This window comes from Vibrio sp. 10N.222.46.A1, assembly GCF_041473595.1.
GTDB classification, from domain to species: domain Bacteria; phylum Pseudomonadota; class Gammaproteobacteria; order Enterobacterales; family Vibrionaceae; genus Vibrio; species Vibrio tasmaniensis_A.
The window spans coordinates 1-11528 of record NZ_JBFRSN010000420.1 but is presented as its reverse complement, the minus strand read 5'-3'; the positions used below and the strand labels follow the sequence as shown (position 1 = coordinate 11528).

The 11528-nt window shown below is 44.4% G+C and carries 10 protein-coding genes; 5 read left to right on the top strand and 5 right to left on the bottom strand.

Features of this window, described 5'->3' with window-relative positions; genetic code table 11:
- Nucleotides 1–2807 (top strand): RHS repeat protein (locus AB4496_RS13055; RefSeq protein WP_372131111.1); only part of this gene is annotated, 2807 nt, incomplete at its 5' end.
- 26 nt (nt 2808–2833) lie between these two features.
- Here AB4496_RS13055 and AB4496_RS13050 read toward each other — a convergent pair.
- Nucleotides 2834–3631 carry a CLCA_X family protein gene (locus tag AB4496_RS13050; protein WP_032555113.1) on the bottom strand — a complete coding sequence of 266 codons (798 nt, stop codon included), beginning with the start codon at nt 3629–3631 and terminating at the stop codon, nt 2834–2836.
- A gap of 85 nt (nt 3632–3716) precedes the next feature.
- Nucleotides 3717–4418, bottom strand: coding sequence for a flavin reductase family protein (locus AB4496_RS13045; protein ID WP_009846205.1), 702 nt, complete (start codon nt 4416–4418; stop codon nt 3717–3719).
- Between the two features lie 241 nt (nt 4419–4659).
- Between AB4496_RS13045 and AB4496_RS13040 the strand changes: the two genes are divergently transcribed.
- The gene (locus AB4496_RS13040) at nt 4660–5067 is read left to right on the top strand and encodes a hypothetical protein (RefSeq protein ID WP_026012354.1); all 408 of its coding nucleotides are present in this window, start codon (nt 4660–4662) and stop codon (nt 5065–5067) included.
- A 208-nt stretch (nt 5068–5275) separates the two neighbouring features.
- On the opposite strand, the gene AB4496_RS13035 is transcribed toward AB4496_RS13040, so the two are convergent.
- Nucleotides 5276–6718: an N-acylglucosamine 2-epimerase gene (locus AB4496_RS13035; RefSeq protein ID WP_102258271.1), complete on the bottom strand. Its 1443-nt coding sequence runs from the start codon at nt 6716–6718 to the stop codon at nt 5276–5278.
- Nucleotides 6719–6951: 233 nt separating this feature from the next.
- Here AB4496_RS13035 and AB4496_RS13030 point away from each other — a divergent pair, with 233 nt between their 5' ends.
- Nucleotides 6952–7515 (top strand): DUF2975 domain-containing protein, encoded by a 564-nt coding sequence (locus tag AB4496_RS13030; protein ID WP_009846208.1) that lies wholly within the window; start codon nt 6952–6954, stop codon nt 7513–7515.
- A gap of 10 nt (nt 7516–7525) precedes the next feature.
- Nucleotides 7526–7759, top strand: coding sequence for a helix-turn-helix transcriptional regulator (locus AB4496_RS13025; protein ID WP_009846209.1), 234 nt, complete (start codon nt 7526–7528; stop codon nt 7757–7759).
- A 76-nt stretch (nt 7760–7835) separates the two neighbouring features.
- Here the strand turns inward: AB4496_RS13025 and AB4496_RS13020 are convergent, their stop codons facing one another.
- Nucleotides 7836–8483 carry a glutathione S-transferase family protein gene (locus tag AB4496_RS13020; RefSeq protein WP_102258270.1) on the bottom strand — a complete coding sequence of 216 codons (648 nt, stop codon included), beginning with the start codon at nt 8481–8483 and terminating at the stop codon, nt 7836–7838.
- 138 nt (nt 8484–8621) lie between these two features.
- Here AB4496_RS13020 and AB4496_RS13015 point away from each other — a divergent pair, with 138 nt between their 5' ends.
- Nucleotides 8622–9473, top strand: a complete 852-nt coding sequence (locus AB4496_RS13015) for a LysR family transcriptional regulator (RefSeq protein ID WP_102258269.1) — start codon at nt 8622–8624, stop codon at nt 9471–9473.
- Between the two features lie 137 nt (nt 9474–9610).
- On the opposite strand, the gene AB4496_RS13010 is transcribed toward AB4496_RS13015, so the two are convergent.
- On the bottom strand, nt 9611–11528 hold a 1918-nt coding region (locus AB4496_RS13010), incomplete at its 5' end, for a methyl-accepting chemotaxis protein (protein WP_372131109.1).

The window sequence follows — 11528 nt, the reverse complement described above, 5'->3', positions numbered from 1 at the left end:
CCCATAGTTACAGTGACTATATAACCCAACCGAATGAATCTAATTCGCTAGTTCTGTTTGCGGGAACAGGACGTGTCGATGAATACCAACAAATTGGTACTAACTATGTTTTAAATTCACAATCGCTTCTGTCAGGAGAAGCGACTTTGCTGCCTCGGTTGAGTGTTGAAGATGGCGTGATTAAGGCGACTTACGTTGACGGCAGTTACAAAACGTTCACTCACGTGGAAAGTGGCAACTACCGATTAAGTTCCACGGTCGATCAAAGCGGTAACGCACTTAAGTTTGCTTACCAAGACGACCAGTTAACGAGTGTGACTAACGCATTAGATCAATCTCTGACTTTTAGTTATAACCAGGCCAAGCAAATTGTCTCGGTGAAAGGCCCGACGGGGTATCAAGCTCACTTCAACTATAACCAGAAAGGTGAATTAATCTCGCTTGAGGACATGCAAGGGTACTCCGCAGATATCACTTATGATGAGATGGGGATAATCTCGTCAATCACTGATGCTAAGGGACAAACCCAATTTATTGTTGAGCTAGGCAACGCTAATTCAAATCGGGTAGATGAATATCCAGCACCTGGTGACCCAATGGGAATGAGTAGCCGAGTGACTGCGATAAATCCGCTGGGTTATAAAGAGGAGTTTTTCTACAACTCAGAAACAGGCAAAGCGTGGTACATCTCACCAGAGCACTACATCAATTACGTGGATGTTAATGTTAACAATGACCAACCCGACGTTCCTAAAACTGTCTATGACTATCAGCGGTTCTCCAAAGGTTATTCTCGTGTTCAACAGGTTACTAGACCGGATGGTACATGGACTCGTTTCGAATACGATCAAAATCGTAATCTATCCAAAACTGTTTATTCAGATGGTAATTCCGTAAAGTATCGCAATAACTCGTTTGGTAAAGTTGTGGAGTTTACTGATACGATCAATAACAGCACGATCTATGTTTACGATGATCGTCAAAACTTAATTAAAGCTGTCACGCCGACAGGCGAAAAGGGTTTTGAATACAGCCAAAATAACTTACTGATTGGTGCTACTAATTTAAACGGTGTTAAAACTCGCTATAAATACAACGACCAAGGGCAGTTATTACAAGTAACGACTGCTGATGGTAACGTTGTCGACTTTGGTTATTCATCTGGGCGACTCGACTCGATTGTTAGTCAGGGTAAGGCGCTGGCGTCATATCAATATGATGAGCTAGGGCGCGTAACACAAGTTATTGATATACATGGTAACGCCACGCAGTATCGTTATGACCGAATTAACCAACTCACTCATGTCAGCGGAGAGGGAAATCGTGATACTGAGATTGTTTATGGGAGTTGTCCTCGTCTTGTAGAGAGCGAAACCCTTCCGGGAGGTCGAACTTACCAATATCAATATAATTCAGCAAAGCAACTGGTAGCGGTTATTGACCCTATGTTGGGCGTTACACGGTTAAAACGAGATGCGGCAGGACGCACTACGGCTTTAATTGACGCCAATCAAAATAAAACAGAATTTGAATATAACGCCGTGGGTCAGCTTACAACGAAGCGTTACGCAGATGGCAGCGCGCTAAAAATTGATTACCAGCAAGGTTATATCAACAGCACCACTAATGCTCGAGGCGTTACAAAGTCTTTTCATTACAATGAAAATAACCAACTGACTCGTGTAAGTTATGGCGACGCTACACCAGAAGTTTCCTATCAATATAATTCGTTAGGAGAGCTGGTATCAGTCTCTGATGGCCAAGGTCTGACACAATATTCTTATTTCTCGGACGGTAAAGTTGAGAGCATTGATGGCCCTTGGGACAACGATACCATTGAACTTGGGTTTGATAAGCTGAATCGATTGTCTTCATTGATGTTGGATGGAGATAACTACGGTGAGTACAAGTACGACGCTCTGGGTCGACTAAAGCAAGTTTCGGCACTGGAACAGGTCTTTGAACTCACCTACGATGATTCGCCTGATAATGTTTCGGCTGACTTAACTTACCCCAATGGCATCAAGCAAGTGTTGAGCTTTGACAATATTGGCGATCTCTCCAAGCTCGAATACCGAAAAGGCGTGAATACAATCGGCAAGTTTGTTTTCGGTTTTGACGTTGCAGGTAAACTCACCCAATTAGAGTCTAACGAACCGCTCCTTCTAGAGCGCCCACAAACACAAGTCACGTACAATTCGCTTAACCAAATTTCCTCGTGGGATGGCGACAGTAGCGCTTTTGTTTATGATGCTGATGGAAACTTAGTACAAGGCTTATTGCCAGGTGAGACTCCTTTTGAAGCAGACTATGACGCTGAAAACAGACTGACCGCGATTCGTTTTGAGAAAAGTGGCACTCAGATTGAGGAACGATTTGAGTATGGTCACGATCATTTTCTAAGAGTGTATCAGCGTTTTGAAAGCAATATTAAAACCTTAGAGAAACGCTTTGTTCGCTTAGGCCTGATTGAGCTTCAAGAGCGTGACAGCGAGAACAACGTATTAGCAAACAATATATGGCGACCAGATAGAAAAGGCGGTGTCGCTGGGTTATTAATGCGTCAGCAGAGCCAGCAAAATATCTATTACATGACTAACCATCTCGGTCATGTCTATGGTGTGTTTGACCAAGCAGGCGAAAGACTCAGCCAACGAGGTTATTCGCCATACGGGCAAGTAAGTGGTGATGGTTTCACTCTACAGCCGTTTGGTATGTCGACCAAACGCTCAGATTTTGAAAGTGGATTAGTTTATTTTGGTTATCGCTTCTATATACCAAGCTTGGGCCGCTGGCTAAACCTTTGATTGTAAGGACGGCGCCATGTTTTGTCTTAACGCGATTTACTTAGAGATCGACCCAACGGCGCGAAGTAACCTTGCAGCGCTTTATTAATTTCTTTGCGATGCTTGAGGTCTGGATAGAGAGGGAACATATCTGGTTTGGTCGTGCCATCGACTAAGTAAGCATTCTCGATATCTGAGCAGGATTCAATCGTAGCTTCAAAGGCTCGCGCCATCATCTCTGTTGGTAGTGAGAAGTAACGGGCCGACATCGCTTTGTCGGCAATAACACTTCGAGCCACGTAATCGTGCTTATCTAGGTTGTTGTCACTGAGTAGTGTGGCATCGAATACAGACATCAAACTCTCGTTTAATGGATGAGGTCGCACCTTTCTATCGTGTAGCCAACAGTCACTGGCGAACAAGATTTTCTTGCGAGGACCGGAGGTGTCACCAATCTCAAACGCTTTTTCGGCAATGTAGTGGTCAAACGCATGCCAAAACTCATGCGCTAACGCACCAGCACCTGCATTTTTAGCGAGGGCTAATTCTCTTTGGTTTGGCGCGTAGTGTGCTTGTACACCCTTTCTGCCACCACTGCCGAACGCTAAGCCTAATGTGCCGCGAAGGCCAATCGCTTCTGGTGGCAAAGCCAAGATATAAGCCAAGTCTGCTAACGAGTCGAATATCAGATTTGCAGCGAGCTCTTTCTCTTCTTTCGTTACCCAAGCGCCCACACGAATGCTGCCCATACCGAAGGTCTGTTTGATGTCCATGAATGACACCTGATCGCCATGTCGGTAGTCTGGGCCTTTGCGCGTTTTGTATTTAAAGTGGGTTAACTTCAAAAGGGTCCTTGGAAATAGATGTAGTTTAGCGCTGTTGTATGGTGCACAGGGTTAAGTTGGGAAAGTTAGCACCTTTGTCAGTAAATTACCGAACAAAATGAGCGAGATTGTGTTCGAAAGCCTCCCATGAGGTTGGGTTGCCTTCGTGGGTCAGTGGAAATAGTGCCCTATTTGGTTTTGCATAGCTTAAACGATGTAACCTCTGCGTGACATGATAACTGTCTAGCCCTGAAATTGTGACTAAATCTAACGCTTCTAAATCTAGGTAGCCGTCCGGCATCACAGCACGTTTTGGCGCGTGAATTGTAACAACTTCACCAATCAACATTTGAGTTTGGTTACTTTCAATTGTTATCTGCTCTTTGAAGGCCAGGCCTATTTTCAGAGGGCTTTCCAAAACAAAGGGAGCAGGGAACACATCATCGTAATAGGGCGTGAGACCGACCGCGTTAAATTCTGAGACTGATTTAGGATAACGAGCGGAAGTTTGATGAGCTTTTTGAACAAAGCCCGCCCCGATACTATTGATAGTGAAGTGTTGAGTTTCTAGGATATTTTCTAGTGTATGACGGCGACTTTCCGCAGTCCGGATGATGAAGCCAAGTAAAGGTGGATTCGACCCCAAATGAACCACGGAGCTCACTACTGCAAGATTTTCTAGCCCTTGCTTGTCACAGGTGCCAATAAGGTTTGCGCTTTTAAACCCCGATAAGGAGTTAATTAAACGAGCGCGCTCACGCTGGTCCATTGCTTTGATATCTTGTCTTGAAAGGGTCATTGCCTTCATATCTTCTCTTCTTCTCACTTTTGTTTTCGACGACTTGTTTACTAACCAAACTAAAACATATCTACGCAGCATCGCTTTATTCCGATCATCCAGTTTGAATAAGTGGTTGTGAAAGGAGGATTCTTTTAGAAAATTGCAATTTTCTTGAAATTAAATGTGACACTGTAGCTTAATTTGTTGTTGCAGCGGTTTGCTATTGAGCGATACCATGTACGGCTATTTCTTTGGTAAAGATGTAATTATGTCAGATGAAAAGCTCGCGCTAGAGTGGATGCGCCAACAAGCGCATAGAATTGATCCATATGTTATAAATCCATCATTTGATGAATGCGTTGAGTTGCTTGAGCCTGCCTTTAAGAAGGGCAAGAGTGTCGCGCAGCTAAAATATCTATTATCAGAAGCGGATCGCCGAGCGGGAGCTGCCGAACGTAAGCATGCTGCTTTAAAGTTTGCTAAAGAAAAAAGCCCAAAGGCAGGTCAAAACCTTCGTCTGCAAAGCAAACTTCAACAAGTTCAATTGGCATTAAAGTTAGCAACTGGCGATAACAACATGACCATATCGCAGTTCTGCTCTGAGTATGATGTCAGTAAGCGAGACGGCAACGAAGCGTGGAATGAAAAGTTGGTTGAGCAGAATAATAAGAAGTGATTTCGTGATGACGTATATGGTTTAACTGAAGATCCGACAAGATTCACTTGCTTATGTATTCATTTAAAATCCTACCAATAAATGTTGCTCAACGGTATTTCAAAAGCCTGAAGATCTTCTTTTCAGGCTTTGTCAACAGCTAGCCACTCATCAGTTCCGTCTTAGTCGTTAACCACGTCTAAAAGTACCGATGAGTGAATATCAGGTATCAAGGTCGAATGTTGTTGAAACTGACCTTTTGCGTTCCATCACTCTGATTCTCTAATTTAATTACATCTCCTTGATAGTAATAAGGTTCCATTGGCATCTTGCTGTTGGTTGGCCTTGCGTAGTGAAGTACAGCGGATTTACCTTCCTCTTGTCGAGCATATAAATAGCCAATCAGCGCATGTTCAAATTGGTGGTAGCCATTGCCCCAATGGAAAGCTTTAGTACGCTTAGGCTCAAGCCCAACGCCACCGTACTTATGATCTACCCATACATCATGAAAGGTGGGCAGGGTGTATTGCAGTACGTCTTTCATTGAACCATCGATAAGCGATACCGTCATCGCAGCTTGATCAAGCTCAGCCCATTCCCATGATGACGCCCATTGGCTGTGAGGTCTGCTTTGCCAGCCCGTGATATCTTGCCCTTGCCACATCTTCTGAAGTCGCTCGCCAAAGTAGTTAGATACATTGGCAAAATCTTTTTGATATTGCGCCTGAGCCAAAGTGTGTTTCATACCGTCTAAACCAAACTCAGACCAATCGGAATTTTTTAATGCATGACCAGTTAGATAGGTCATCCAATACGCTTTAATGGTGTGCCCAAAATCATTGTGATTGGCATTCGGCATCATTGCCGCTTTGTCGTGAATTGCGCCGTAGAAGCGTTGTTCATCTTCAGAGTGGTAGTGATCAATCATGGCTTGCGTGAGCCAGTTTAAGTCATCAAGCCATTTGGCTTTGACGGGCTCTTTGAGCAGAGGAGTGACTAACAACAGGTAGCCGTTTATTTGATCAAGTTGCGCGACCAGTTCACGTCGTTTTTCACTGCCATCTTCACCGTCGGCGAGTACCCAAGCAAGACCGCTGTTGTCGCTAAGTCTATATTTATCAAAGATAAAAGCTTGTTGGGCGATGAGTGCTTCTTCTACCTTTTTGTCTTGGGTCAGGTAGTAGTACATCGCGAGTCCAACCAGCGCATACGCTTGATCTTGAGAGGTACGTTGCTGCCAATCTTGACCCGCTTTTCCCTCTTTTGTGTAGCCAATAAAGCCACCATTTTTCTTATCTTCTAGTTGATCAATGAGGTAGTAGGCACCTTGCTTGGCAAGCGCTAAAGCTTGTTTGTCTCCAGTAAGGTGATAGAGCACGCCGTAGGCATAGGTTTGGCGTGATTTCATACGCGTAAACTCCTTGCCAAAGTGGGGAGTGATCCAGCCTCTGTTCAATTCAGGACACACATCAGATACATCGAGCAAGGTACCATCATCGCAGCGGAAAGTAGGGAAATTGCCTATCGGTTCTCCCTGTGCGCTCGGCATAAGCCAGTAAGGTGCGAGCCCTTCAGAAGCATGATTGATCCAGTCTTCTCCAGAGGGAAGGGTGACATTGGCAGATACGGCCAAGCTAGTGACACTGAGTAATACGATGGTTGCTCGTAACATAACGTTTATCTTAACTATTTGAATTTAGTTGAATATAAACAATCACATCTGCACATTGTGATTAGGCGATCACAATCGACCAAATTATTTGTGGTGTAGATGTAGGACTATCTGGGTCTTACTCATTTTAATATTGCAAATAAACAATAATTTATCGTTTATCGATAAATTGTTGTTGATCATCGTTTGTTTTGATCTTAATATTCTTCTATCAACTCAACAGGAATATAAGTATGTCTAAGATTCAAAAACAAAGTCGCCGTGTGCGAATGCTACTTCAGTCCTTTCTTGCACTCACTCCTATCATGGTGTGTTACTTCTGGCTAACGGTTCAAACACCCTATGACTTTCTTAGTGAGATGGGCATTATTCAGTTTTCCATCGAGATGGATTACTTTATAACCTCCCCACTCACAGTCTCTCCACTTACTACGACAACAAGAATCATCGCAATGTTCACCAGTTTGGCGATGTCGAGCATTCTTATGTATGCATTAACGGTTCTGATACGCCTATTCCGTAACTATGAGCGAGGTGAAATCTTCTCTTTAGAAAACGCAATGTCCTATCAGAAACTCGGATATAGCTTGTTTTATTGGGTATTAGGTTCAGTTATCTATGGTTCATTGATGTCAGTGATTCTGTCGTTCAATAATCCACCAGGTGACCGTATCTTTGAGATTAGTTTCGTTGGTATGGACTTTTTAACACTGATATTGGGTATAATTATTTTGATCATCTCGTGGGTGATGAAAGAAGGTTATATTCTGGCTGACGAACATAGCCAAACCATTTAAAGGACTTGTCATGACTATCCGCATTAATTTAGACATTATGATGGCCAAACGGAAAATGCGATTAAAGACATTGGCAAAAGAAGTTGGGATAACAGAAGCCAACTTGTCCGTATTAAAAAATGATAAAGCCAAAGCCGTAAGGCTATCGACGCTCGACAAGCTGTGTGAAGTTTTAGAGTGCCAACCTGGTGATATTTTAGAATTTGAACCGAATGATCATAAAGACGGCGTTGCGGCAGAATAGCCAGTAAGGAAATCGCTTTCAAATCATCTAATAATGAACGAGTCTCGATATCGCATCGAGACTCTTTTTAATCTATTTATACCGGCTCTCCCGCCTCGTCCTCTTCAACCACATCGGTTTCTAAGTTCGCTTCTGCCAACCATTTTTTTACTGATGGGCTGTTGAGTACACGTTGCTGATACTGTGATGCCTTCTCTGAAAGTTTGATGCCATAGGTTTCAACGCGTAATGCCAAAGGTGCAAACATCGCATCGGCAATCGACCATTCACCAAACAACCAACCTTCTGGATATTGTTCCATTTGCGTCGACCATATGGCATCAATACGGGCGATGTCTTTCAATGCCTCTCCACTCAAAGCAAGCTTTCGTTGAGCGCGGCAGTTCATCGGCATTTCATTTCTTACGGCAAAAAATCCAGAGTGCATCTCTGCAGAAATTGCTCGGGCATGGGCGCGTTCTTTCACTGATTTAGGCCATGCTGCGCCGTCCAAGTAAGCTTCGTTAACGTATTCGAGAATCGCCAGTGAATCCCACACAGCAACGTCACCGTCAACCAGGGTTGGAACTTTGGCTGTTGGTGTCACTGAAGCTAGTGTGTCGTAAAAATCAGACGTGAATAGCTTGAGCTTGATGACTTCCGCATTGAGGTTATAGTTGTCGAATATTAGCCATGCGCGCAATGACCAAGTTGAGTAGTTCTGGTTTCCAATATAAAGCTGCATAGTTGCTTCCTTGCGTTTAGTGTGGATGCTTTGAGACTTAGGGTAAGGTATTGAGCCTTAGGGGCATGCATTTGAGCTTAGGGGATTGTATTGCGGCGCACTAACGGATAATTTTGATGCAATACATTAATAAAAACGATGGGTGGTGATTTCAATATGGATATTGATGCTTTGCGAGGCTTTCTCGCGTTTGTAGAAACCAGTAGCTTTACTCGTGCAGCGAAACAGATAAATCGCACCCAATCGGCATTCAGTGCGCAGATGCGCAAACTGGAAGAAGAACTCAACGTGACCCTTTTCCAGAAAGAAGGCCGTAATCTCGTGCTGACAGAGGCTGGCTTAGCGCTGCGTTCTCATGCTGAACAGTTGGTCGCCCTCCACAATACCGCCCTCAAGCAAGTAAAGCGTTACGAAGACAAACAACCTCTAAGACTCGGTTGCCCTGAAGACTACAATGACACTATTCTGCCAAAAGTGATTCGCCTGTTGCAGAAAGCAGAACCCACCTGTTCTATTCAAGTATTCAGCCTACCAAGCATTACGCTCAGAGAGTGGTTGGATGATGGTAGGCTTGATGCTGCAATTGTCACCCGAGCGCCTGACAGTGAAGAGGGCTATTGGCTTACCAGTGATGTGGGAGTATGGATAAGCAGCCCTGATTTTGTGTTTGATGATTCTAAACCTGTTCCACTTGCTCTGTTCCAGACTGATTGTAAATACCATGCAGCGGCGGTGAATGGCCTAACTAAACAGGGTACGCCTTATCAGTTGTTGGCGTGCAGTAATACCGCTTCGGCGCAACGTGCCATTGTTAAAGCGGGTTTAGCGATTGGCGCGATGGGTAAGCTGAGTGTGACTTCTGATTTGAACATTCTGGAAGATATGCCACCACTGCCTTCGGTGGATATTGTGCTGATTTTAGCGAGCAAACATCACCCAGTGTTAGACAAAGAAGTGCTTAACCAACTTGTGGAGTTGGACTCCAATTAGACTTTTGCTCGGTGAGGGTAATGTTGAGCGCGGAGCTAAAATAGATAGGCCGAGAACATGGTGTTTTACGAAGAACGTTGCGTTTCTCCGAAAACATAGTGTTTCTCGGCCTAGTTATTGTTAGACGCTGTTGGTAATTAAGAAAGCTTGAACTTACTCAGTTCGCCGTGTAAATCTCCGGCTTTCACTGTCAGCTCATTACTGATTGCTACTGATGAAGTCATGGTATCCATCACTTCCACTGCTGTGTCATTGATGATCACTACATTGCGGTTAATCTCTTCTGACACAGAGCTTTGTTCTTCAGCCGCGGAAGCGATCTGATTGTTCATGTCATTAATCACTTCAATCGCTTGGTTGATTTCAGACAAGGCTTGATGTGCAGCTTCGGTTTCACTTTTTGTGTTGTTCGCTTGATTCTGGCTTTGCTCCATCAGTACCACAATAGATTGAGTCTCTTGTTCTAAGCGAGCCAACATAGAGCGAATCTCTTCTGTTGAACCTTGAGTTCGATTCGCTAGGTTACGAACCTCATCAGCAACCACTGCAAAGCCTCGACCAGCCTCACCTGCACGAGCTGCCTCAATCGCGGCATTCAGTGCAAGTAAGTTAGTTTGCTCTGCAATGCCACCAATCTCGCTCAAGATACCCTGAATAGCGGTGCTCGAATCGACTAAGTTCTGTGTTTGTTGCTGCGCATCGTTAACCTGCACAGCCAAGCTGTCTACAGCACTGGCGGCATTGTCCATGCGCGTCATACCATTGAGACTGTTGCTTTGCACTTGGCTTGCAGCTGCCGCTGCTTGAACCGCTGAGTTCGCCACTTCTTGCGCTGTTGCACTCATTTCATTGATAGCGGTGGCAAGTGAGTTCACTTCGTTAACTTGAGAATTCAGCTGGTCACGTGAAACTTCAGCACGAGCTTGGCCTTCTGTCGCGTTTTTATCCACTTGGTCAGCCGTTACCATCACGGTAAGTAGCATCTCTTGTATGCGAGATAGGAAGGTATTGAACCAGTGTGCAAGCTGAGCGGTTTCATCCTTACCTTTCACTTCAATGCGATAAGTTAAGTCACCTTCACCCTGTGCTGCATCTTTAAAGCGTTCCACTAAGTTGTTCAAAACCTTGCCCAAAGAGTTAGCAATGAATGCCATTGAGGCAATGCCTAGAAGAGCGGCGATGATTCCCGCCCACACACCTTTTTCAAGTGCTTTTGAATTCTGAGCATCACTCCACTCGGTGTAGTCATTGACGCTTTTGGCTAGGTGACTACTAGGGACAGACACCATGACTACCCATGGCGCATCACTGGTATCAATGGCAGTAATCGCGTACTCATCGCCGCCGAAAGTCACAAGACCGGCGCCTTCTCTGTTAGCGATAGACTGAATCTTTGACCATTCAGATTCCAATTCAGAAGAGACTTTTTTACCCACCATATTTCCAGCTCGGCTGTTGGCCAGTGTAATGCCTTTCCATGAAGTGATTAGGATTTTTCCTTGGCCATCAAACAGGTTACGCGCAAGTAACTCACTTTGGCTTTGGAGTTCATGTAGGGATAAATCAAAGCCTAGCGAGCCGATGATTTTTCCGTCATGTTTGATTGGTTGGCTGATGGTGGTAATGAGCTCCTGTTTGCCGCGCACTGAATAAAAATACGGTTCCATCACAAACGTTTTACCTGTTTGATATGGCATTAAGTGCCAGTCATCTTTGCGCTCACCGTTGCTGTTGAGATCGGTATTGCTAAAGCTTTCCATTGCGACAGCATCAAAGCTGTTCTGGTCATTGGGAGAGAAGAAAGGCGCAAGGTAGCCTTGACTGTTAAAACCTAACTCAGTGTTTGAGCTTAACTCGATGTTTGAGCCAGATTCGATATTCGAGTCTGATTCTGTGTTAATGCTCAGTTCGGTGTTCGAGTCTTGTTGGTTATCTGAAATCAGCGACGTATCTGAGCCATTTTCGCTGTTCACGTTGAGCTCGTTATTCAAGACAGACTGTTGTGACCATGTCTTATCTTCCCAAACCATGTAACCCGCAAATACAGCTTTGTTT

Coding starts and splice junctions, on each gene's coding strand:
- AB4496_RS13030 (WP_009846208.1), top strand. CDS start 6,952: ATGTCTAAGATTCAAAAACAAAGTCGCCGTGTGCGAATGCTACTTCAG.
- AB4496_RS13015 (WP_102258269.1), top strand. CDS start 8,622: ATGGGTGGTGATTTCAATATGGATATTGATGCTTTGCGAGGCTTTCTC.
- AB4496_RS13025 (WP_009846209.1), top strand. CDS start 7,526: ATGACTATCCGCATTAATTTAGACATTATGATGGCCAAACGGAAAATG.
- AB4496_RS13035 (WP_102258271.1), bottom strand. CDS start 6,718: ATGTTACGAGCAACCATCGTATTACTCAGTGTCACTAGCTTGGCCGTA.
- AB4496_RS13045 (WP_009846205.1), bottom strand. CDS start 4,418: ATGAAGGCAATGACCCTTTCAAGACAAGATATCAAAGCAATGGACCAG.
- AB4496_RS13040 (WP_026012354.1), top strand. CDS start 4,660: ATGTCAGATGAAAAGCTCGCGCTAGAGTGGATGCGCCAACAAGCGCAT.
- AB4496_RS13020 (WP_102258270.1), bottom strand. CDS start 8,483: ATGCAGCTTTATATTGGAAACCAGAACTACTCAACTTGGTCATTGCGC.